This is a genomic window from Thiomonas sp. TH-17, assembly GCF_057473305.1.
On record NZ_JBYCKI010000137.1, the window covers coordinates 1 to 21,850 of the forward strand.

Consider the following 21,850-nt stretch of genomic DNA (forward strand, 5'->3'; position numbering starts at 1 on the left):
AGCTGCCGCCCAGCGGAATGAGATCGTCGTTGAAGTCGTAGTTCGGGTTGTGCAAGGTGCACGGCCCTTCGCCGTGGCCGGGCACGCGGTGGTCGCCGTCGCCGTTGCCGATGATCAGATAGGCGCCGGGCTTCTCCTGCAGCATGAAGGAAAAATCTTCCGCGCCCATCGACGGCACGAACTCCTGCACCGCGTCTGCGCCCACCATCTCCACCATCACCCGCCTGGCGAACTCGGCTTCGGCGGGGTGGTTGACCGTGGGCGGATAGTTGCGCTTGAACGCAAACTCGCAGCCCACGCCGAAGGCCGCCGCGGTGTGGGTGGCGATGTCGCGCATGCGGGTCTCGATCAGGTCGAGCGTTTCGGTAGTGAAGGTGCGCGCCGTGCCCTGAATTTCGGCGAATTCGGGAATCACATTGGTCGCCTCGCCCGTATGAATCATGGTGACCGAAATCACCGCCGGGTCGAGCGGGGCGCGGTTGCGGGTGACGATGGTCTGAAACGCCTGCACCATCTGGCAAGCGGCGGGCACCGGGTCGAGGCCCAGATGCGGCATGGCCGCATGCGCGCCCTTGCCGGTGAGCTTGATGCGGAACTCATTGCTCGACGCCATCACCGGCCCGGCCTTCACCGCGAAGTGCCCCGCCGGAATGCCCGGCCAGTTGTGCATGCCAAACACCGCCTGCACCGCAAAGCGCTCGAACAGGCCGTCGGCGATCATCTCGCGCGCGCCGCCACCGCCCTCTTCGGCCGGCTGGAAGATGCACACCACCGTACCGTCGAAATCGCGCGACTTGGCCAGGAATTGCGCTGCCGCCAGCAGCATGGCGGTGTGGCCGTCGTGGCCGCAGGCGTGCATCTTGCCGGGGTGCTGGCTGGCGTGGGCGAAAGTGTTGAATTCGGTCACCGGCAGGGCGTCGAAGTCGGCGCGCAGGCCGATCATCCTTCCACAGACACCCCCGTCGCGGCCGTGAATCACCCCCACCACCCCGGTCTTGCCCAGGCCGCGATGCACCTCCACCCCCCACGCCGCCAGCCGCGCCGCCACCACGTCGGACGTGCGCTGCTCCTCGAAGCACAGCTCGGGGTGCGCGTGCAGATCACGCCGCAGCGCGGTGAGCGCGGCGGCCTCGGTCACGATGGAATCGATGAGTTGCATGGCAGTGTCCTCTGAGTAGCCCCATAGGCAGGATTTGCCCGACTCTCCCTAAGGGGGGCGACCCGGCGTTTTCTGGAGAGTGTCCGCCGAAGTCAGTTCCCCTCAACTCGTGCAGAATACGATGGTCTTCCCTAAAGGTACAGGACATCACCATGCCCCCCATAGCCGCGCTCAGGCCCGCCGTCAGCGTTGAAGACTACCTTGAGGGCGAACAGCTCACCGACATCAAGCACGAATACCTCGACGGCCAGGTCGTCGCCAGGGGCGGGGCAAGTCGCAAGCACGGCCTGATCGCGGGCGCGCTGTATGCAGCCTTGCACCAGCAGGCCCGCGCCCGCCGTTGCCAGCTTTTCATCGCCGACATGAAGGTGCGTGTCGAGCATGAAGGAGAGACCTTCTTCTACTACCCCGACCTCATCCTCACCTGCGATCCGCAAGATCGGCACAATCTCTACTGCACCCGCCCCTGCCTCATCATCGAAGTGCTCTCCAAGGGCACCGAACGCATCGACCGCCGGGAAAAGCGCCTCGCTTACGGCCTGCTTCCCAGCCTGCAGGAATATGTGCTGGTCGATCAGGATGCCCTGTGCATCGACCGCTACCGCCGCACGCCCCAAGGCTGGGCGCATGATCGCCTCGTCGAAAGCGCACTGCACCTCGACTGCCTGGAACTGGACATTCCCCTGTCCGAGATTTACGCCGACATCGAATAGCCGGGACTTACCGGTTCGCGTGGTCCTGACCCGCAAAAATTGTCAGCCGCAAGCGCCGTGCTGACAAATCCGGCTCATTTCCGCCGCAAACCGTCACTGCGCCCGCCCGCGGTGGCGAAAAACTGTGAAGCATTTCACACAATCCGGCCCTTGTTGCGACCCGCGCCGATGGCCTTCAAATTGCAGAGCCAGAATCACGATTGTTTACAAACCCACCGGCCCTGCCCCATCGAGCACAGACCATGCGCGCGCCCTCTGTTCCCTCATTCCGCCCCTCATTCCGCCCCCTCCAAGGCGGCTTCACCCTCATCGAGCTGATGATCGTGGTCGCCATCATCGGCATACTGGCGGCCATCGCCATACCCGCCTATCAAAACTACACCATGCGCGCCCAAGTCTCAGAGGGGCTGGTGCTGGCCGGGGGGGCGAAAAATGCGATCTGGGATTACTACGCGCAACACGGCGTCTTTCCCAATTCCAACCAGTCTGCCGGACTGGTTTCTGCCGGGTCGATCAGCGGCAACTATGTGAGCAGCGTCACGGTCACGTCTGGGCTGATCAAGATGACCTACGGCAACCATGCCAATTCCAATCTATCGAACAAAGTGCTTTTCCTCTCGGCCACCAGCTCGGCAGGTGCTCTGCAGTGGAATTGCACCACCCATGCAGACGCCAACGCCGTGCCGCCCGCCTATCTGCCGACTTCGTGCCGTTGAAAACCGCTTGCCGCAGTTACAGCCGAGTACACACCGGCAGGCGTGATGCCTTGGCGTCAAAAGCCAACAGGGTGGAGCAGCCCAGTTGCTGATAGCGCGCGGCCATCAGGCAATCCGCAAAGTCGGCCAGCCCATCCTCATAGTCGTGCAAGGCCTGCACCAGCGCATCCTCGTTTTCAATCAGCAGGTCGGCGCACTCCAGCAGGTTTTTGAACAGCCCGAGCACCCCCGGCCTGTCCACCCTGGCCGCGCTGCGCAATACCCACTAGGTTTCGAGCAACGTCAGCAAGCTGACCCGTGCCGAACCGCCACTCGCGGCGGCTTGCGCGCCTGCGCACATCGCCAATTTTCGCCTCGCCTGACAAAAATTGGCAGGGCTGGCAAAGATTGTCGGGGGTTGAGCGGGCCGATGCGCCGGATTTCGTGAAGCAGTTCACGGAAATCGGGGCGAGCAAGACACAAAAGGGCTGGCACGGCTTGTGCTCTATCTCTCATGCCCATCGGGGGGTGATGTCAGTCCACCGCAGTCTGGGGTAAGCAGCATCTCCAGACTTTGTTCCGCCCCGGGCTGCGGTGATTTTTTTGCCCAACCGTTATTGATTTTTACTTTTTTTTATTTTCTTTTCCACACTCAGGAGTTTCAGATGAAAAAGCAACTGCAACAAGGTTTCACGCTGATCGAGTTGATGATCGTCGTGGCGATTATCGGTATTTTGGCGGCGATCGCGATTCCGGCGTATCAGGATTACACGATTCGTGCACAGGTAACTGAAGGCCTATCACTGATGGACGGTGCAAAAACTGCAGTTAGTGAATTCTATACAACCAATGGCCACTTCCCCTTGAATAATGCCTCAGCTGGCCTTGCCACCGCAGCATCGATAAAGGGTAATTATGTTTCCAGCATTACAAATGCTAGCGGTGTTATTACTGCCGCATATGCTGGACCCAAGGCCAACTCAAACATCACTGCGATGACGCTGTCTCTTTCCGCAACTGGCGCTGGTGGTTCAGTAACATGGACCTGCACCTCTGGCAACATGCCGCAAAAATATCTTCCTTCTTCGTGCAAAGGCACCTAACAACAGAAAATGAAAAAGAACGGGGTCAGGTCTAGCTTCGTAGCACCCCTTTCCCCTTCTTCACCCCGAAACCCGCCGCGTGGCGGGTTTTTTGTTTTCGGGGTGGCTTGAGGGTGCGCAAATGCAGCGGCACAGTGGCGACCGGGCGCTTTCATGGGCACGCTCACGCCCTCGGTGGTGTTATGCCCTCGATGCTCCATGCACTGACTTTCAGACTATGATGCGCGGTGCCTGATGTTTGATGCTTGGAGACATGGTCATGAGAACCACTCTGTCGATTGATGATGACGTGCTCAATGCCGCCCGCCATTTGGCGGCTGGGCAGCATAAAAGCGTGGGTGAGGTGTTGTCGGCGCTGGCGCGGCAGGCCCTGCGGCGAGAGCCCGTCCTGGGCCAGCGCAACGGCGTGCCGCTGCTCGCCAGTCAGCCCGATGCGAAGCCGGTGACTTTGGAGCTCGTCAACCAGTTGCGCGACGAGTTGCCATGACGACGTACCTGCTCGATGTCAACGTGCTCATTGCGCTGATCGACCCGGCGCATATGCAGCACGACGCCGCGCACCATTGGTTTGCCCAAACGGGCCGTGCAAACTGGGCCACCTGCCCGCTGACGGAAAACGGCTTGTTGCGGATCGTCGGCCATCCGCGTTACCCCAACGCGCCAGGCACGCCTGCAACCGTTGCCGGGGTGCTGCTAGCGCTGCGGGCCCTGCCGGGTCATCACTTCTGGCCCGACGACATCAGCTTGATGAACCCTGCGCTCGTGCAGGCGGAGCGCCTGCTCAGCCACACCCAGGTCACCGATAGCTATTTGCTCGCGCTCGCGCGGCACCACGGTGGCAAGCTGGCCAGCTTTGACAGGAAACTGGTGACTGATGCGGTGGTGGATGGACAGACGGCTTTGGTGATTCTTTGAAAGAATGTGAAAGAATGGGGTCAGGTCTAGCTTCATAGCATATCTGCCGCTAGAATCGCGGCATGTCCCGCCCTCTGCGTCTTGAATTTCCTCACGCGCTTTATCACGTCACGGCCCGTGGTGATCGGCAGGAGCCGATTTATGAGGATGACACGGATCGCCGATTATTTCTGGATATTCTGGGCGACGTGGTGGCCGACTTCAATTGGCAGGTGCACGCGTACTGTTTGATGACCAATCACTATCACCTGCTGGTGGAAACCCCGGACGGCAATTTGTCCAAGGGTATGCGTCAGCTCAACGGCGCTTACACCCAGCGCAGTAATCGCAAACATGGGCGCGTGGGCCATGTGTTTCAGGGGCGATACAAGGCGATCCTGGTGGACCGGAATCCTTATCTGCTGGAGGTGGCGCGTTATGTGGTGCTCAACCCGGTCCGGGCGGGCATGGTGCGGCAGGCTCAAGATTGGCCCTGGAGCAGTTATGGCGCCATGACGGGACAGGTGGCGCCGTATCGCTGGCTGACGACTGATGTGTTGCTGTCGACCTTCGGTGTGGATCGCGGTGCGGCCATGCTCGCTTTCGCGCAGTTCGTCGCCGAGGGCGTGAAGGCGCCGCCGCTGTGGAACCGCTTGCAGGCGCAGGTGTATCTCGGCGATGCGGCTTTTGTGGCGCGCATGTTGGCCCAGGCGGGGCAGGCGCCTGCATTGCAAGTGCCGCTCGCACAGCGCCGCGCTCCGCCCTTGCCGTTGGCGGATATCGCCGCCCGCCATCCGCGCCGGGACGACGCCATCGCTGCCGCACATGCCACGGGTCACTACAGCTACACGCAGATCGCCGACTATTTTGGCGTGCATTTCACGACGGTAGGGCGTGTGGTGCGCCGCCAAAAAGCCGAGCAAAAAGCGGTCGACATGCTATGAAGCTAGACCTGACCCCCAAGCTGGTTCTTCTTCTCATTCTCGCGCTGGGCCTGCTGGTCTATTGGCCGGGCCTGTCGGGCGGGTATGTGTTCGACGATTTCGGCAATCTGGTGGACAACGCGGCGTTTGCGCAAAGCGCGCTGCAGACCCACTTCTGGCACGCGATCTGGAGCGCGCACGCGGGGCCGCTGGATAGGCCGCTGTCGATGTTCACCTTTGCGGCGCAGATGGTGTTCACCGGCATGAACCCCTGGCCGCTGAAACTGGCGAATGTGCTGCTGCATCTGTTCAACGGCTGGCTGATCTGGCTGCTGTCGGTGCGAGTGCTGGGCTGGCTGGAGAGGCAGGCGCCGCGCCCCTGGCTGGTGGGCGCGCCCACGCTGGCGCTGCTGGCCACTGCCGCCTGGGTGCTGGCGCCGATTCAGCTCACTGCGGTGCTGTATGTGATTCAGCGCGAGGAGGCTCTGGCGTCTTGCTTCGTGTTGCTGGGACTGCTGGCGTACTGGCACGGGCGCATGCGGCTGATTGCGGGCCGACGCGGCGCGATGGCGTGGATCTGGGGCAGCCTGGCCATCGGCACGGCGGTAGCCGCGCTGGCGAAGGAAACCGGGGTGATGCTGCCGGCCTACGCCTTCGTGCTGGAGTGGGTGGTGCTGCGTGGCGCGCTTGCGGCGCGAAACCTCCCCTCCCCGGCCCTCCCCACAAGTGGAGAGGGAGCAAACACGCCTCCTCCACGCAGTGGGGGCGGTTGGGATGGGGTCAACACACTGCCGCGGGGTCTCAATCCGCTGGTTCCGGTGTTCGTGGTGCTGCTGCTGATACCCGGCGTACTCGGTCTGGCTTGGCTGCTGCCCGGCGCGCTGAACGGCTCGGCCTATGCCGCCCGCCCGTTCACCTTGAGCGAGCGGCTGTTCACCGAGGGGCGGGTACTGGTGGACTATCTGCGCTGGATCGTGCTGCCCTCGCCCGATGCGCTTTCCCTCTATCACGACGACATCGCGCTTTCCACCGGCTGGCTGTCGCCGTGGACGACGGCGGCGAGCTGGGCGTTTCTGGCGGCGCTGCTGGGCGCGGCGCTGGCCTTGCGCCGCCGCCTGCCGTTGTTCGCCTTCGGTGTGCTGTGGTGGTTTGCCGGGCAGTCGTTGCTGTCGACCTTCGTGCCGCTGGAACTGGTGTATGAACACCGCAACTATCTGCCGGACTGGGGCATTTTTCTGGCGCTGTTCGCCCTGCTGTTCACCTGGAGCCCGCCGGACGCCGAGCGCCGCGGCACGTTGCGTCTGCTCACCGTGGGCGGTGTGTCAGCCTTCATCGCGCTTTACGGCCTGTTTACCGCCATTCGGGCGCAGACCTGGGGTAACCCGTACCGGCTGGCGTACTTCGAGGCGACCACGCATCCGCAGTCGCCGCGCGCCAGTTACGACCTGGGGCGCATGATGCTCATCACGGCGCAGGGCGTGGGCAGCCCGCAGTTCCAGATGGGCATGCGGCAGATGGAACAGGGCGCGCTGCTGCCGGGCGCTGATCTGCAACCCTTGCAGGCGCTGGTGTTCATGTCGGCGAAGAACGGTCTGCCGATTCAGCCGCGTTGGTGGGCCGAGATGCACCACACCATCGCCACCTCGCCGATGAGCGCGGAAGACGTGGGCGCGCTCTACAGCCTGATTCAGTGCAGCATCAACGGCGTGTGCCGTTACACCCCGGGCGATGTGCAGCAACTCGGCGAGTTGATCGCCTTCGCGGTGCAGCGCAACCCCAGCCGCGCCGATCTGGTCACGCTGCAAGCCAACTGGGCCGCCAACCTCGCGCATGACAACCCGCTGGCCTACCAGCTCATGCTGCGCGCCGTGGCGCTCGACCCCGGCAAGTACGACTACTGGAAAAACCTGCTCGTCATGCAGACGGCCGCGGGGCTTTACGGCGATGCGGACAACGTGCTGGAGCGCATGCGCGAGCTGAATCGCTTTGGCATTCACGATGCGGAGATCACGAAGCTGACGCAGGAGTTGGCGCAAAAGATGAAGGCCAGCGGCCAGGCTGAAACGGAAAGTCGCTAACCATGCACAACAACGAACCGTCATCCAGCACCGCCCCGACCTTTCGCCGCATGCTGCCGCTCGCGGCGCTGGCGGTGTTGCTGGCGCTGGCCTGGCTGGCTTACTGGCCTGGGCGCACCGGGCCTTTTCTGTTCGACGATTTTTCCAACCTCGCCCCGCTGGGTGATTTTGGGCAGATCGATACCTGGTGGAAAGTAGTGGCCTTTCTCACCTCGGGCTTTGCCGGGCCGACGGGACGGCCGCTGTCGCTCGCCACCTTTCTGCTCGATGCCCGCAATTGGCCCGCAGCGCCCGAGGCGTTCAAGCTCACCAACGTGGCGTTTCACCTGCTCAACGGCGTGCTGCTCGCGGGTCTGAGCGCGGCGCTGGCGCGGGCGCTGGGTCTGGCGCGGCAGCCCGCCGCCTGGGTGGGCGTGCTGACCGCAGGGCTTTGGCTGCTCGACCCGTTTTGGGTGAGCACCACGCTGTATGTGGTGCAGCGCATGGCCATGCTCGCCGCCACTTTTGTCTTTGCGGGGCTGTGGGGCTACGCGCATGGCCGGTCGTTGCTGGCGCAGGGGCGCAAGCGCGCAGGCTATGCATGGATGAGCGTCTCGCTGGCGCTGGGCACGCTGCTGGCCGTGCTCTCCAAAGAGAACGGCGCGTTGTTGCCGCTACTGGCCTGGGTGCTGGAGGCGCTGGTGTTCGACCGCCAGCACACGGCCGTCGCGCAAGGCGGCCGCACGTTTCTCGTCTGGCGCTGGGTGTTCATCCGCCTGCCCGCCCTGGCGGTGCTGGGCTATCTCGCCACCTTTCTGCCGGGCTTGTGGACGGGCGCGATGGCCGGGCGCGACTTCACCCCGCTGCAACGCCTGCTGACCGAAAGCCGCATCGTCTGGACGTATCTGGGCGACATCTGGCTGGCGCGCACACACGACGGCGGCCTGTTCCACGACGACATCGTGCTCTCCACCGGGCTGCTGCAGCCGCTGTCCACGCTGTTCGCCGTGCTCGGCATCCTGGCGCTCATCGTCTTTGCCGCGCTGTCGCGCTGGGCGCGCAGCCCCGTAGTGGCTGCGGCTGGTGTCGCCGTGGGCTTCTATCTCGCCGGGCAGGTGATGGAAAGCACCTGGCTGCAGCTCGAACTCGCGTTCGAACATCGCAACTACCTGCCGGCTGGGCTGATGTTTCTGCCGCTGGCGATCGCGGTGGTGAATGGGGTGAATGGGGTCAGGTCTAGCTTTGTAGCAAATGCTACAAAGCTAGACCTGACCCCCGGTGTTACCTCCCGCCGTTGGCCGGTGTGGTTCGCCGTGGCGCTGCTGGCCTTGTTTGCGCTGCAGACCGCGCGCCGGGCCGATGTCTGGGGCAAGCCCTTCCAGCAGGCGCTGGTGTGGGCGCGCGAACACCCGGATTCGCCGCGAGCGCAAGGCTATCTGGCCAATTTCTGGAGCAATGTCGGCAACACGCCCGAGGCCGCGCGCCTGCTCGATGCCGCGCTGCGCGAGCATCCGCACAGCCTCATTCTGCTGATCAACCGCGCTGGCGTGTCCTGCGCGCTAGGCCAGGCGCCCGAGGGCTTGCGCGCCAGCCTGCTGCAGGCTGCCCGCACCGCCGATCTGGCCGACAACGTGACCCAATACCAGTTCGGCAAATTGCTCGATGGCCTGGGCACCTGCACCGCGTTGGGCGCTGACTTCAGCCAAGACCTGATTGCTGCGGCGCTGGCCAATCCGCATGCCAGGCAGACCACGGTGCAGCGCGATTTGCTGCACCGTGAAGCCCTCTCCGCCCTCGCCGCGGGGCGTGCGCAAGCGGCCTATGCGCTCGACCTGCAAGCCTTGCGCCTGCCCGGTCTGCCGGTGGGCGCGCGGCTGCGCTTCGCCGTGGAACTCGCCAGCGCCGGGCATCAGCAAAAGGCGCTCGACCTGCTCATTGCGGTGCCGTCGCCGTTGGCGCACATTCATGGCTGGAGCATGGCCGCCCTGCACCAGCGCTGGCTGCGACATGTGGGCTTTTATCAGGACAGCGAGGCGCATTTGCGCAAGGTGCTGACCGAAGAAATCGGGGAGAAGAAATGACGACTGATCTGCATGGGGTCACTGATCTGCATGGGGTCAGGTCTAGCTTTGATGCATTTGCTACAAAGCTAGACCTGACCCCATGCAAGTTATCCATCATTCTCCCTGCCCGCAACGAAGTCGGCGCTGTGGGGCAGACGGTCGCTCGCATCCGCGCGATCTACCCCGAAGCCGAAGTCATCGTGGTGAACGACGGCTCCACCGACGCCACCGCCGCTGCGGCCGAGCAGGCGGGCGCGCGGGTCATCAGCAAACCCTATGGCATGGGCAACGGCGCCGCCATCAAGACCGGCGCGCGCGCCGCGCGAGGTGAGGTGCTGGTGTTCATGGACGCCGACGGGCAGCACGACCCCGCCGACATTCCCCGCCTTCTCGCCAAGCTCGACGAGGGTTACGACATGGCCGTGGGCGCGCGCGGCGACGGCTCGCAGGCCAGTGTAGGCCGCGGCCTGGCCAACGGCCTGTACAACCGCTTGGCGAGCTGGATGACCAACCACCCGGTGGCTGACCTGACCAGCGGCTTTCGCGCCGCGCGGGCCGACAAGTTCCGCGAATTCATTCATTTGCTGCCCAACGGGTTCTCCTACCCCACCACCAGCACCATGGCGTTTTTCCGCAGCGCCTACCCGGTGGCCTATGTGCCCATCGTGGCGGCGCGGCGCGTCGGCAAGAGCCACATCCGCCCCTTACGCGACGGCGTGCGCTTTCTGCTCATCATTTTCAAGATCGCCACGCTGTATTCGCCGCTGAAACTGTTCGCGCCGGTGGCCGCCGGGTTCTTCCTGCTAGGCCTGGGAAACTATGTCTACACCTTCACCATTGGCCATCGCTTCACCAATATGAGCGCGCTACTCATGAGCGCGGCGGTCATCGTGTTCCTCATCGGGCTGATCTCGGAGCAGATCACCAACCTGACGTACAAGCGCGATGGGTGAAGGCCTAAGCAAGGAGCCCGTCCAGCCCGCCAGCGTTACCATGCCAAAAACGGTAATACTTTCGGAGAAATCATGTCCACCACGCTCACCAGCAAAGGCCAGGTCACCATTCCCAAGCACATCCGGGATGCCCTGCATCTCAAACCCGGTAGTGGGGTGGAGTTTTCAGTGGATGCCGCAGGCAGTGTCGTGCTCAAGCCCGCAGCCTCTTCACACCCTACCGCCAGACGCGACCGTTTCCAAGCGGTCCGCGGCAGCGCGACGGTCAAGTGGCGCACCGACGAGTTGATGCAACTCCTGCGCGGCGATGCCTGATGCTGCTGATCGACACCAACGTGCTCATCGACGTGCTGGAAGACGACCCCCAATGGGCCGACTGGTCGATCCACCAATTGCGCACGCAGTCGCAAGTCCACCCACTGGCGATCAACCCCGTCATCTACGCTGAACTGTCCCTGTCCTTCAGCACCTATGAGGCGCTCGACGCCGTGCTGGGCAAACTTGGGCTGGCCATGCACGACGTGCCCAGACCGGCGCTATTCCTTGCCGGCAAGGCCTTTGCGCGCTACCGCAGTGCCGGTGGCAGTCAAACCGGCGTGCTGCCAGACTTTTTGATCGGAGCGCATGCAGCGGTGCAGTCCTGGCCCCTGCTCACCCGCGATGCGCGGCGTTACCGCAGCTATTTCCCGAGGCTCGAACTGATTACGCCGGAGATAAACCCATGATGATTAGTGAGGGAACGCAACAATGAGACTCAGCGAGCAAGACGCGAATCGAATTCGGCAAGCAGTGACCGACATTTTTGGTTCAGAGGCTCGTGTGCGCCTGTTTGGCTCGCGCACCGATGACGCTGCCCTTAGCGGCGACATTGATCTGTACATCGAGACGAATGCCCCCAGCCAAAATCGCCTCGAAAAAACACTCAAGCTGGAAGCGCGCTTACTGCGCCTTTTGGGTGAGCGGCGCATTGATGTTGTTGTGCGTGATCCCGACACACACTGGCAACCTATCCACCAAAAGGCGCTCGAACAAGGGGTTCTGTTATGACAGCCGCCTCTAAGGAGGGCAACGGGGTCAGGTCTAGCTCTGATGAATCTGCAACAAAGCTAGACCTGACCCCATCCACACATGACCCCATCCACACATCTACAATCGGGGCGCTCAGCCTGGTTAATCGCGACTGCAAGGCATTTGGAATCTACATTGGCGTTCCGGCAAGGCAAAAAGGGGAGCGGAAGCACGATTTACTTATGCTCGAGAAAAAGTTCATGGCATTGTGTACTCACACAAATCTGTAGTCGCACATGATATATAGAATTGTCTTTGGCAGTTATTTGGCGCAGGCTTATGTTACACTAATCGGCATCATCCTGATGCCGGTGTATTTGCATATTCTTGGCGCATCTGCATTTGGCTTGGTTGGCTTTTATCTAATGCTGCAATCCTGGGTGCAGCTTCTCGATCTGGGAATTTCCCCAACGTTTTCTCGCGAGATGGCCCGCTATCGTGCAGGCATATTGACGGCTGGAGCGGCCTTACTGCGTTTGCGTACATTGGAATTGTTGCTAGGTGGCCTCGCGGTGCTTGCAGTCAGCGCACTGATTGTTGGCCGCAACTGGATCGCGCGCGATTGGCTGCAGTCCGACTTAATTGGCCCGCTCGACGTTTCACGTATTCTTGCCATGATGGCTGTTGCTGTTGGTTTGCGCTGGGTAGCTAGCATGTATCGGGCGGGCCTGGTTGGCCTTGAAAGGCAAGGGCTGGTCAATCTGCTTGCTGTTGCGTTTGCAACGCTGCGGTTTATCGGAGTACTGATCTGGATTCCTGTCATGCGTCATTGGCCCATCGTGTTTTTCGCACACCAGGTGGGCGTTGGCTTGCTGGAGGTTGTGACTTATCGCACCTTGATCCATCGCGGTCTGCCGGCTCGACCTCAAGTGCCTCGATTCAGTTTCGATTTATTCCGCGAACTTGCGCCACTGGCCGGTGCAATGGCCTTGCTCGGGGCGATCTGGGTGCTGGCCACCCAGTTTGACAAACTGGTGCTTTCGCGTCTGTTGTCTTTATCCGAATACGGTTATTACTCGATTGCTGTCATGGCTGCTGGTGGCGTGCTGATGTTGATGCCGCCTCTCAACCAGGTGTTGCAGCCACGCATGACCATATTGGCCACGCAAGGCAATGATGAAAAACTCAGGCATCTGTATCGGGCGACGACGCAATTGCTGGCCGCGACCTTTGCCGCCGTCGGCGCAGCAATGGCTTTGCTGCCTGTGCAGCTCCTGTATGCGTGGTCTGGCAACCATGCTTTGGCCGCGTCTGCGTCACCGATTCTCGAAATCTACGCGCCTGCTTACTCTTGCGCCGCGCTGCTTTCGCTCCCGTTCCTGCTGCAGTTTGCGTATGGCAAATTGCGACGCCATGTCTGGGGCAATGTCTTGCTGCTGGTTTTTTTGCTCCCTGCGCTGGTGTTGAATGCAGAAAAGTGGGGTGCGGTTGGAACAGGTGCTACCTTGTGCGGTGCGTATGCGGCATTTCTTCTTTTGTGGGTTCCCCTGATTCACCATCGTTTCTTGCCAGGCCGCGCATTCCACTGGCTCTTGGTGGATGTCGCGCCTCCAGCGGGCGTGGCGATTGCAGTCGCCTTTCTGGTTTCTATGATTGTGCCTAGCGACGCAGGCCGTATTGTCTGTACTTGCGGCGTAGTCGCAGCAGCCGGGGCGGGTGGTTTGGCTGGCCTCTTGACAGGCAACTTGAGTCGGATGGTCATTTTTGAGCTTCTAGGAAGCCGTGCATGGACACCATAGTGGTTTCGATCTGCATTGCCACATGCAACCAAGAGCGTTATCTCGATGAGTGTTTGGAGAGCGTGATCGGGCAAATTGACGGCCTAACCTGCGAGATACTGATTGGCGACGACATGTCCGAAGATGCCACATCTGAGATTGCGGCACGTTGGGCAGCGCGGCATCCCGGTGTTATTAAGCATTTCCGCCACGCCCCCCGCCTAGGCCCTGCCGCTAATTATCAGTTCATTGTCAAACGTGCACAAGGAGAATTTATCGCACACCTCGATGGTGACGACATGTGGCTACCCGGGAAAATCGCCGGACAACTGGCCTTTATGAATGCGCACACCGATTGCCCAGCCGTTTATACAAATGCCATTGTTATAGACGACAAGGGCGCACTGTGCGGCCTGTTCAACAACCAGCAGCGTGATCGTTTCGACCTTGCAGGCATGCTCAAATACGGCAATTTTCTAAATCACAGTTCTTTGCTGTACCGTCAGAAATATGCATCGGCAATTATCGCTACATCGCCCCCATTCATTGATTATTTGATGCATTTGCGCTTGGTCGAATTTGGTGCTCTCGGCTACATCAACCGTCCTGGTGTTTTATACAGAATAAATTCCTCTACATCAATGATCGTTAACGCTAATGAACATACGCGTGAGTTATATTGGCAGGCACTGACATCTGCTAGTGGGAAGGAGCCAGTAGCCAAGGAGCTTGCAGCAGGTAAAGGGGATTTTCTACGCCGGACATTCTTTCGCGCTGCAAGAATGCGATCACCAAAGATGTTTATAAAATGGTGGCGTCGCGTGTTAGCCGATAATACTCCCCATCGGTTAATTATCGTCTTGTCGGCTTTGGTCGGAATTATTAGAACGGCCTACATGTTCGCGCGTGAAGTTGTTGGATTTGCAGTTAGCCGTGGAGTATCAAGAGTTTTTTACCGAAGATGACTGTGGCGTGCCCGAATGAAGAAATATAAATTATCGCGTTTGGCGCATGCCGCCGCAGCACGCTGGTTACCGGGCCGCCAGAGGCTCTGCGTCGCATGCGGTCAGCATGTCGGCTGGTTTTTGCCACACCGTGGCGGCTGGCGCGCTGCGCCACCTCTTATGCGTACTTTGAACATCGTTGGGAGCGACCTGGATCACGTTGAGTGCCCAGCCTGCGGAGCCAGCGATCGCGAACGTCATCTTCTGCTGTATATGGAAGAAACGGGAATTTTCCATGCTATCAATGGGCAAGCAGTGGTGCACTTTGCGCCAGAACGAGCTATTGCACGCCGCATACTTCAATCTAGTCCAGTGCGCTACGTTCGCTGCGATTTATTTCCAAGCGACTCGCATGTTGAGCGGGTGGATATGCTCGCCATGCCGTTTGAAGATGCAAGTGTGGACCTGCTCATTGCCAACCACGTGCTAGAACATGTTGCCGATGATTTGCGAGCTCTTGATGAAATTCGCCGCATCCTCAAACCCGGAGGCCGCGCCATTCTGCAAACACCATACAGCACGAAATTGTCGGTGACCTGGAGCGATGTCGGTATCACTGACGATGAGGCGCGGCTGCATGCATATGGACAAGAAGACCATGTTCGCCTTTATGCTTCGGATATATTCATGCGTCTTTCTTCCTGCGGCCTTCAACCTTGCATTAAAAAGCACAACGAATTACTACAGCATTTTGATGCGATTACATATGGCGTGAATCAAGAAGAGCCTTTTTTTCTATTCAACCGCTTGTAATTTTCACTGGAAAACCGATGTGAAAATGTGCCCGGCTCCAATTCTTCGGCTGGCGCCAGGAGAGCGCCTACAGCCCGGTGCGGGTGTACTACCGAATTCGCAACTTCGTCGCGCTGTGCCGCCTGCCGTTCATCCCCTGGCGCTGGAAGTTGCGCAATGGCTGGTACATCGTTGGTGTGGTCTACACGCAAATCGTGTTCGGTCGGCAGCGCCTGGCTGCCTTGCGCATGGCCGCGCGCGGCCTGTGGGACGGCCTGCGCGGGCGCATGGGGCCGTGGCGGGGGTGATGCTGCAGCTTGGTGATGGCAATCGGCCGCAATGGACGCTGGATCTGTCAAGGCAGGCCGTGGCCAAGCCAAACCTGTCAATCTAGCTATAATGGCTAGAATAGACAGTTCACGCAGGAGTCTTCCATGATCACCGTCACCTCGGTCGAAGCCCAGAGCCGCTTTGGGCAGTTGCTGGATACCGTGCAGCGCGAGCCGGTGGTCGTCACCCGGCATGGGCGCGCAGCGGCGTTCATCGTCTCGCCGCAAGACATGCAGGATTTGCAGGCGCTGCAGGCAGCGCGGCGCAAGCGCAGCTCGGCGGTGGCGGAATTCGAGGCCGCATTGGCCAAGAGCGACGCCCAGCTCACACCCGCCGCACGGACGTTGACCGATGAAGACGTGCTGCGCCTGGTCAAAGAATCGCGGTGAGCGACCGGCTGCGGGGACGGGTCGTCATCGATACCAGCACGCTGATTGGCGCCATCCTGCGCGCCGACTCTGTGCCACGACAGGCGCTGCTGATGGCGCCGCCGCGTTTTTGCAAACCTTAGGCGAGTGAGGCGGCATCAGCGAATTTCCGGCGCACCGTGGCGCAACAGCATGTCGAGCTTGCGCAGGCGCAGGACAAAACCGCTGAAGTAGACGCGCAGCGTCGCATGCCGTGCCGATTGAATGCCTTTCCGCTGCGCACGCAGTTGTTTTCGCTGCGCCCACAAAGCCCGCCATACACCCGCATAGACCTCACGCCACAGGCGCGCGTCATGACGCAACAGGCTGAGCACGAGGCCTTCCAGGGTCAGCATGAACAAGTGCAGGAGCAGCAGCAACCAAAGCGCAACGCCAGGCGTGCAGATGACCATGGCAAAGGTCTTGTTGCGCTCGCTCAGTTGGCGGCGGCGATAGGTTGTGGCCAGCCCGCTTGCAGTGGCGCGATTGCCGCCGAAGCTGGCACCTTGACGATGACGGTAGCTGCTGGCGGCGGGCACTTGCACCGGATAGCCGGCCAGTCTTGCGTGACAGCACAGGTACAGGTCTTCGCCGATTGATTCGAACCATTCAGGGAAGCCGCCAAGCTCCTGCCACAGCGCGCGCGGCAGCCACAAGCAGGCGCCGATCACCATGGCCACGTCGCGCCGCTGCGGGTCGGTGTTGGGCACGGGGTTGTAGGAGGGATCGAGCAGGCAACCGCGGTCGACCAGCGCGCCGCTGGTCCAGTCGAATTGCGACAGACTGAGAACACCTTGCGGGTGTTGCTGCGCGGCTTCATGCAGCAAGGTGGCCAGGGCGTCGTGGGCCAGCGCGGCGTCGTTGTTGAGCAGCAGCACGAACTCGCCTCGCGCCTGCGCCACCATGCGGTTGTTGGCGATGCAGAAACCGACGTTGATATCACTGGCGATCACCCGAGCTTGCGGATAGTGCTCGCGCAGCAGTTGAAGCGAGGCGTCGGTGGAAGCATCGTCATGGATGATGATTTCGACGAGTGCATCCACTGTTTGCGCCAACACCGAATCGATGCAATCCGCAAGCACGGCCATCCCGTTGTAGTTGGCGATGCACACGGAAATGCACGGAGGTGGCGTGACGGGGTTCAAGGCTGGATCGCGTTGAGCCATTGCCAAGTGCGCTGCAAGCCGTCGCGCAGACTGATGTGCGATGCCCAACCCAGTTCCCGGCGAATTCTCGTGCCGTCGAGCAACACGCTGCGAAGATCTACGGCCCGAGCTGCGCGTTGGTCGCGCTGCAGTGTGCGTCCCGCCACTTGTTCGATGACTGCAAGCAATTGCCTGAGACTGGTCGCCTGCTCGCTACAGACATTGAATACACGCACGCCCTGAAGCGCCGGTTGTTGCAGCACTGTTGTACATGCGGCCACGAAGTCGTCGATGTAAAGGTAATCACGCAGGCTTTCGCCATCTCCCCACAAAGTCATGGGCTTACTCTGCAGCAGGCAGTCCATCGCTGCTGGAATAACGCCAAAACCTCCGTGCAGCGTCTGGCCAGGGCCGTAGACATTGGAAGGCCTCAAAATGGTGGCTCTGCCCGCATATTGCTTGCAATAGGCTTCGATAAAGTGCTCCGCCGCTGCTTTGCCTGCGGCGTAGTAAGACCGCGGATGCGCCGCGAGAGGCTCTTCTGCAGGGTGGTCGACTTCACCGTAAATGGTGCCGCCCGAAGATACATAGATAAGGTGACATTGCGGAGTTGCCTGGAGCGCATGAAGCACGCCGAGTAGCGGAACAAGATTACTGCCGAGTTCTAGTAATGGGTTTCCCGCTGAACTTGCCGGGGTCGTCCCAGATGCCAGCCAAACGACTGCGTCGCAACGCGCGAGCACTGCAGAAAGATTCGCGTCGGTGCCAAGCGTTTGTACACGCGGATCAAACTCAGCCCGTGCTTGGTTTACAAGTGCGTTGATGCTGACACCCGCCTGCACCCAGGCACTCACGAGATGTTGTCCGATAAATCCAGCCGCACCGATCACAAGAACTTGATGGCTCATGGTTGCGTTCCAGCGACAAGTTTTCGGTAAATCGCTATGTAGCGCGCTGCGCAATCGTCCCATGTACCGATGGTCTCACGAACCCACGCTCGCGCAGCATTGCCGATTCGGAGATTCTCTTCACGGACCTCCAAGCTACGCAGAGAGGCTGCGAATGTCTCGGGGCCGTCACATAGCAGCCCTGTCGTTTGATGCGCAAGCAGATCAGCGTGCGCGGGTAATTGCGAGGCAACGATGGGTAGTCCCGCGGCCATGGCTTCCAGCATGACTTGCGGCCTGCCTTCGCTATGGCGACTCAGAGTGATGAGCCCATGCGCCTGAGGGAACCAGGTCTCACAAAGCTGCGCGGGCGTGGCGGGGCCGTGGTAGTGAACCCATGGCGGCAGGTCGATCGGCTCTTGCATGGGGCCAAACAGATGCAATTCGCGTGGTTTATCCTTGAATAATGGCTCACCCCACTCGAAAAGCGAACCCAGCTTGGTTCGCGTCAGTCGCGACACCACCAACCAGCGCGATGGCACAGCGAAATCAACGTTGCGCTGCAGATTGAACCAAGCCGTATCGATCCCGAATGGGATGGCTTGAATCTGCGCTTCATCGCCAAACATGGAGCGGAGGGGCGCATCCATCCATTCTGCGTTGGGACAGATGGAAACAGAACGTCCGCGCATAGCCCAGCGCAACAAAACTGGCATTAGCGGCAGTTTGAGCAATTGCATGTCCGTACCGAGTACCGTGACCAGCACGGGCAGCTTGCGTGGGGCGGGCAACATGGTCTGCAGCCAATTGCAGTGGAGTACATCGATCCGATCCGCATGCCGGGAGTAAGCCCTGCGCAAACGGCTCAGCAAACCGAGCGCCAGCCAACCTCCGCGCAAACGGTTGCTGCGCAAAGCATGCGCAATTCCCCCAGATTGCATCAAGCGGTCAAGCCAATGCGCTTCTTCCGGTGTCGTTGCATCGCTGACAGCCAAAGTGCGTTCACCCGGCGGAGCCCACAACGCAACTTCGAGATCATCCCGCCGTGCCAATGCATCAACCAGATGGCGAATGAATAAACCGCGCCAATCAGTCAAGCTTGAGGGATAGGAAGTAGCCACAACAAGTAAGCGCAATACCGATGAATTGCGAATCTGCGTCGTGAAGTCTTTCATATGACACTTTATTTAGCACACATCAACCGATGGGGTCACAACGATGAGGCCTAGCCATGAAGCATTTGCTAGGGCAAGGCTTGGCCCTTTTTCACCCAACACCGCACTGATGCGCAATGTTGCACGGGCGATAGGCCCTGCCATAAATTGCTTCAGACGCGAAATCATGAAACGCCATCACTCGGCGAGAAGATGAAAGATGGTTGATGGCGCATTTTCGTGGCATCAAATCAGGTCACGCCACAGGCAAGCGCGTGAACTGGCTCCGTGACAGCAGGTGCTTGAAGTCGGCATCGAAACTGACCAGATGCTCGCCCTGATGGATGACGGCGGCGGCTAGCCAGGCATCGGGCATCGGCGTGGGCTGGACGAACACTCTCGGGAGCGTCACCAGGCGCAGAAAACTGGCGATGACCATGGGTTGCAAGGTCAGCATCGCGCCACTTCTGACGGCCTGTTCCAGCCAGCCCCGCGCCGCGCCGTGGTGCGGATGGTCGCTACGCGAGGCAGCGACCATCACGTTGACGTCAGGCGTCATGCCCTGTGGCTTGCAGCATGGCTTTGTTGCTCAAGCCATCGAGCCCAGGCACCAATCCGCCATTGCCACGATACACCGGAATGCGAACGGCCTTGACTGGCGCGTCTGGCTGGCGCACGCGCCATTGCAACCCCTCCTCGATCAGGCGCGTCAGGCTGGTGCGCTGCTGCGCCGCCAGCGCCTTGGCCTGAGCCAGCAAGGCGTCATTCAAGTTGAGCGTGGTTTTCATTGGCGTTCGTAAATTCGTACAGATTTCTGCATCTTATGGGCGAAGCTGCGCCGCTTCAATTGCAGCCACGACCGAACAGCACGGCTTCAGCTTGCGCGGGGTCAGGAGTCGCCTTGATGCAAAGGCTACAAAGCCAGACCTGACCCTATCCCGCTGACTGGTGCAGCACCTCGAAACGTTCCGCCTCAGCGAATAGCCGCTTGTCCAGGGTCCACAACGCGACACCCGGCGTCATCAAGGTGGAGGCCAGCAAGAGCATGTCCACCAGGCCGCAACCCAGGCCGTACAGACGCTCGCGCTCGACGAACGCATAACCCCCCGCAGGCTGGCCTGCTGGGTCTGCTGCAACTGATTGAGATCGGCCAGCACTTGAACCCGGTTGGGCGGCGTTCCACAGGCGAGCTCGCCGACAACCGGCGGGTGCATCATCACCAGATCGAGTTCGAGCAGTTCGACCAGCGCATCATTGCGATACCGGAAGTGATCAACCCACACCGAGGTATCGACGAGCACTCCCTTCACTGCTGTGCGCCCCCAGGGTCGGCTCGCCGACCCACCCCCCGAGGGGGTCAAGGAAACTTGGGGCGGCCCGGCGTTTCCTTGAGGGCGCCCTCGCGGCAGCAGGGGATGGCCTGCATTTCCGGTGCGGCTGCGCCAAGGGCGGCGAGCCGCTTGGCCGCTTGAACACGAACAAAAGTCTTGATGGCTTCACGGAACAGGTCAGCTTTTTCCATGTCCGGATCGGCGATCTCCAGCGCGCGTTGGTACAAGGCGTCGTCTATTGTGACCGTGGTTCTCATGAGCCCCCTGTGCATCGATATTGATGCAATTTTTTTGCCTGATTCAGCACCCTGTCAAACAGCCCGCTCGGGGTCACCTGACCCTACTCATCTTCTTCAAGCGGAAATGCTAGGATGATTCCCATCTCATCTTCCTATGGAGGATAGGCATGGAAACGGTGAATGTCAGCAGCCTGAAGAACAATCCCAGCGAAGCGTTGCGCAAGGCGCATGGCGACGTGGTGGTGGTGATGAACCGCGACCGCCCCGACGCGTTGATGGTGGGCATCGAATCGGTGGGGGCGCTGTCGTTCGCGGGCGTGAAACCCGCGCTGGCGACCGCTCTGTTCCGCGACGGCGCCTTGTCGCTGCCGCGCGCGGCGGCGTTGGCGGGCATGCCGGTGAGCGCCTTCGCCGCGCATCTGTCGCGTCTGGGAATCGCCGTCGTTCGGCTCGACGCGCAGGAGGCGGTGCGCGACATGGACACGCTCGACGCATGGCTGGCCGCATCGTCCTGATCGACGCCAGCCCGGTGATCGGACTGGCGCGCGTGGACGGCTTGCCGTGGCTGGGCGCCCTGTTCGGCACGGTCTGGATTCCGCCGGAGGTCAGGGGCGAGGTGCTGGCGGACAAGGGCTACGCGGAAGAGGCCGCCATCCGGGACGCCGAACTGCGAGGATGGCTGCGCCCCAGCGCGCAAGCCCCCACTTTGCCGGAACTGCCCGATCTGGACGCTGGGCAGGCCAGTTGCATCCGCCTCGCGCTCGCCCACGACGGCCCGGCGCTGTTGCTGATGGATGAACGGGCGGGACGCGCCATCGCCCAGGAACACGGCTTGTCCGTTGCCGGCACTGCGGCAGTCATCGGCATGGCGAAATCCCGGCAGCTGATTCCGTCCGCCCGCGCGGTGTTCGAGCGTCTGCACCGCTTGGATTTCCGCATCTCGGCACAGGTCATCGACACGGTGCTGCGACGCGTTGGAGAACCGGCGTAGCCCGGCCGGAGGTTGCAGATCGTGGGGAAAATCTCCCGCAAGCGCACCCGCGCCCAGACCCTCAAGCTGCCCGCATCCACGCCGCGCAACCCGCTGGTGGCGCCAGCGCTGCAGCGCAAGGCGGGGGCGCATCGCAAGAGCAACAAGGCGTTGCGGCGCGGGCTGCGGTCGGGGCGTAAGCCGGTGTCGGAGTGATCCGGGCGGGCGCCCCGCTGTGCCGCAGGCGCAACAGCGGCGGGCGGCTGAATCGCTGGAACGGCGCGGTTTCACCCGCCAAACGTAAA

The 21,850-nt window shown here is 61.1% G+C and carries 28 protein-coding genes and 1 pseudogene; 20 read left to right on the forward strand and 9 right to left on the reverse strand.

Annotated elements, in window-relative coordinates:
• Positions 1-1,159 (reverse strand): M20 aminoacylase family protein (locus AC2VLV_RS08180; protein ID WP_486989512.1); only part of this gene is annotated, 1,159 nt, incomplete at its 3' end.
• A gap of 152 nt (positions 1,160-1,311) precedes the next feature.
• Here AC2VLV_RS08180 and AC2VLV_RS08185 point away from each other — a divergent pair.
• Together AC2VLV_RS08185 and AC2VLV_RS08190 are read left to right on the forward strand one after the other, a co-directional pair.
• Positions 1,312-1,872 (forward strand): Uma2 family endonuclease, encoded by a 561-nt coding sequence (locus AC2VLV_RS08185; RefSeq protein WP_486989513.1) that lies wholly within the window; start codon positions 1,312-1,314, stop codon positions 1,870-1,872.
• Between the two features lie 242 nt (positions 1,873-2,114).
• Positions 2,115-2,588, forward strand: a complete 474-nt coding sequence (locus tag AC2VLV_RS08190; protein ID WP_486989514.1) for a pilin — start codon at positions 2,115-2,117, stop codon at positions 2,586-2,588.
• Positions 2,589-2,604: 16 nt separating this feature from the next.
• Here the strand turns inward: AC2VLV_RS08190 and AC2VLV_RS08195 are convergent, their stop codons facing one another.
• Positions 2,605-2,829, reverse strand: coding sequence for a hypothetical protein (locus AC2VLV_RS08195; protein ID WP_486989515.1), 225 nt, complete (start codon positions 2,827-2,829; stop codon positions 2,605-2,607).
• Positions 2,830-3,232: 403 nt separating this feature from the next.
• On the opposite strand from AC2VLV_RS08195, the gene AC2VLV_RS08200 reads away from it, so the two are divergent.
• The 15 genes from AC2VLV_RS08200 to AC2VLV_RS08270 all read left to right on the forward strand — a co-directional run bounded on the left by AC2VLV_RS08200 (position 3,233) and on the right by AC2VLV_RS08270 (position 15,801).
• Positions 3,233-3,670, forward strand: a complete 438-nt coding sequence (locus tag AC2VLV_RS08200) for a pilin (RefSeq protein WP_486989516.1) — start codon at positions 3,233-3,235, stop codon at positions 3,668-3,670.
• Between the two features lie 259 nt (positions 3,671-3,929).
• Positions 3,930-4,157 carry a CopG family transcriptional regulator gene (locus AC2VLV_RS08205; RefSeq protein WP_486989517.1) on the forward strand — a complete coding sequence of 76 codons (228 nt, stop codon included), beginning with the start codon at positions 3,930-3,932 and terminating at the stop codon, positions 4,155-4,157.
• Complete coding sequence (locus tag AC2VLV_RS08210; protein ID WP_486989518.1) at positions 4,154-4,585, forward strand: TA system VapC family ribonuclease toxin; 432 nt, start codon at positions 4,154-4,156, stop codon at positions 4,583-4,585. Before AC2VLV_RS08205 ends, AC2VLV_RS08210 begins: the two co-directional genes overlap by 4 nt.
• A gap of 62 nt (positions 4,586-4,647) precedes the next feature.
• Positions 4,648-5,508, forward strand: coding sequence for an REP-associated tyrosine transposase (locus AC2VLV_RS08215; RefSeq protein WP_486989519.1), 861 nt, complete (start codon positions 4,648-4,650; stop codon positions 5,506-5,508).
• The gene (locus AC2VLV_RS08220) at positions 5,505-7,565 is read left to right on the forward strand and encodes a tetratricopeptide repeat protein (RefSeq protein WP_486989520.1); all 2,061 of its coding nucleotides are present in this window, start codon (positions 5,505-5,507) and stop codon (positions 7,563-7,565) included. Before AC2VLV_RS08215 ends, AC2VLV_RS08220 begins: the two co-directional genes overlap by 4 nt.
• Before the next feature lie 2 nt (positions 7,566-7,567).
• On the forward strand, positions 7,568-9,625 hold the full coding sequence (locus AC2VLV_RS08225) for a tetratricopeptide repeat protein (protein ID WP_486989521.1): 2,058 nt from the start codon (positions 7,568-7,570) through the stop codon (positions 9,623-9,625).
• Positions 9,626-9,723: 98 nt separating this feature from the next.
• Positions 9,724-10,560, forward strand: a complete 837-nt coding sequence (locus AC2VLV_RS08230) for a glycosyltransferase family 2 protein (protein ID WP_486989544.1) — start codon at positions 9,724-9,726, stop codon at positions 10,558-10,560.
• A gap of 72 nt (positions 10,561-10,632) precedes the next feature.
• Entirely contained in the window at positions 10,633-10,875 is a 243-nt protein-coding gene (locus tag AC2VLV_RS08235) for an AbrB/MazE/SpoVT family DNA-binding domain-containing protein (RefSeq protein ID WP_486989522.1), read from the forward strand.
• Complete coding sequence (locus AC2VLV_RS08240) at positions 10,875-11,285, forward strand: type II toxin-antitoxin system VapC family toxin (protein ID WP_486989523.1); 411 nt, start codon at positions 10,875-10,877, stop codon at positions 11,283-11,285. Before AC2VLV_RS08235 ends, AC2VLV_RS08240 begins: the two co-directional genes overlap by 1 nt.
• Before the next feature lie 22 nt (positions 11,286-11,307).
• Positions 11,308-11,607 (forward strand): nucleotidyltransferase domain-containing protein, encoded by a 300-nt coding sequence (locus AC2VLV_RS08245; protein ID WP_486989524.1) that lies wholly within the window; start codon positions 11,308-11,310, stop codon positions 11,605-11,607.
• A 257-nt stretch (positions 11,608-11,864) separates the two neighbouring features.
• Positions 11,865-13,367, forward strand: a complete 1,503-nt coding sequence (locus AC2VLV_RS08250) for a lipopolysaccharide biosynthesis protein (protein ID WP_486989525.1) — start codon at positions 11,865-11,867, stop codon at positions 13,365-13,367.
• Entirely contained in the window at positions 13,355-14,311 is a 957-nt protein-coding gene (locus AC2VLV_RS08255; RefSeq protein WP_486989526.1) for a glycosyltransferase, read from the forward strand. Before AC2VLV_RS08250 ends, AC2VLV_RS08255 begins: the two co-directional genes overlap by 13 nt.
• Before the next feature lie 15 nt (positions 14,312-14,326).
• Positions 14,327-15,103, forward strand: a complete 777-nt coding sequence (locus tag AC2VLV_RS08260; RefSeq protein ID WP_486989527.1) for a class I SAM-dependent methyltransferase — start codon at positions 14,327-14,329, stop codon at positions 15,101-15,103.
• An 83-nt stretch (positions 15,104-15,186) separates the two neighbouring features.
• Positions 15,187-15,390 (forward strand): hypothetical protein, encoded by a 204-nt coding sequence (locus tag AC2VLV_RS08265; RefSeq protein ID WP_486989528.1) that lies wholly within the window; start codon positions 15,187-15,189, stop codon positions 15,388-15,390.
• Between the two features lie 126 nt (positions 15,391-15,516).
• A complete protein-coding gene (locus tag AC2VLV_RS08270; RefSeq protein ID WP_486989529.1) occupies positions 15,517-15,801 on the forward strand; it encodes a type II toxin-antitoxin system Phd/YefM family antitoxin in 285 nt (94 codons plus the stop codon).
• Between the two features lie 137 nt (positions 15,802-15,938).
• Here AC2VLV_RS08270 and AC2VLV_RS08275 read toward each other — a convergent pair whose 3' ends face one another.
• The 7 genes and pseudogenes from AC2VLV_RS08275 to AC2VLV_RS08305 all read right to left on the reverse strand — a co-directional run bounded on the left by AC2VLV_RS08275 (position 15,939) and on the right by AC2VLV_RS08305 (position 20,593).
• The gene (locus AC2VLV_RS08275; protein WP_486989530.1) at positions 15,939-16,985 is read right to left on the reverse strand and encodes a glycosyltransferase family 2 protein; all 1,047 of its coding nucleotides are present in this window, start codon (positions 16,983-16,985) and stop codon (positions 15,939-15,941) included.
• Complete coding sequence (locus AC2VLV_RS08280; RefSeq protein WP_486989531.1) at positions 16,961-17,872, reverse strand: NAD-dependent epimerase/dehydratase family protein; 912 nt, start codon at positions 17,870-17,872, stop codon at positions 16,961-16,963. Before AC2VLV_RS08280 ends, AC2VLV_RS08275 begins: the two co-directional genes overlap by 25 nt.
• A complete protein-coding gene (locus tag AC2VLV_RS08285) occupies positions 17,869-19,026 on the reverse strand; it encodes a glycosyltransferase family 4 protein (RefSeq protein WP_486989532.1) in 1,158 nt (385 codons plus the stop codon). Before AC2VLV_RS08285 ends, AC2VLV_RS08280 begins: the two co-directional genes overlap by 4 nt.
• Positions 19,027-19,261: 235 nt before the next feature.
• On the reverse strand, positions 19,262-19,564 hold the full coding sequence (locus tag AC2VLV_RS08290; RefSeq protein WP_486989533.1) for a PIN domain-containing protein: 303 nt from the start codon (positions 19,562-19,564) through the stop codon (positions 19,262-19,264).
• A complete protein-coding gene (locus tag AC2VLV_RS08295) occupies positions 19,554-19,793 on the reverse strand; it encodes a DUF6364 family protein (protein WP_486989534.1) in 240 nt (79 codons plus the stop codon). The genes AC2VLV_RS08290 and AC2VLV_RS08295 overlap by 11 nt, the downstream gene beginning before the upstream one ends.
• A gap of 145 nt (positions 19,794-19,938) precedes the next feature.
• Positions 19,939-20,315 (reverse strand): annotated as a pseudogene (locus AC2VLV_RS08300) (type II toxin-antitoxin system VapC family toxin).
• Between the two features lie 47 nt (positions 20,316-20,362).
• Positions 20,363-20,593 (reverse strand): type II toxin-antitoxin system VapB family antitoxin, encoded by a 231-nt coding sequence (locus tag AC2VLV_RS08305; RefSeq protein ID WP_486989535.1) that lies wholly within the window; start codon positions 20,591-20,593, stop codon positions 20,363-20,365.
• 149 nt (positions 20,594-20,742) lie between these two features.
• Here AC2VLV_RS08305 and AC2VLV_RS08310 point away from each other — a divergent pair, with 149 nt between their 5' ends.
• From AC2VLV_RS08310 to AC2VLV_RS08320, 3 genes are read left to right on the forward strand one after another with little or no spacing between them, the layout of a single operon-like run.
• The gene (locus AC2VLV_RS08310; protein ID WP_486989536.1) at positions 20,743-21,090 is read left to right on the forward strand and encodes a UPF0175 family protein; all 348 of its coding nucleotides are present in this window, start codon (positions 20,743-20,745) and stop codon (positions 21,088-21,090) included.
• A complete protein-coding gene (locus tag AC2VLV_RS08315; RefSeq protein ID WP_486989537.1) occupies positions 21,069-21,566 on the forward strand; it encodes a PIN domain-containing protein in 498 nt (165 codons plus the stop codon). Before AC2VLV_RS08310 ends, AC2VLV_RS08315 begins: the two co-directional genes overlap by 22 nt.
• Before the next feature lie 21 nt (positions 21,567-21,587).
• Positions 21,588-21,761: a hypothetical protein gene (locus tag AC2VLV_RS08320; protein ID WP_156054382.1), complete on the forward strand. Its 174-nt coding sequence runs from the start codon at positions 21,588-21,590 to the stop codon at positions 21,759-21,761.
• Positions 21,762-21,850 lie beyond the last annotated feature (89 nt).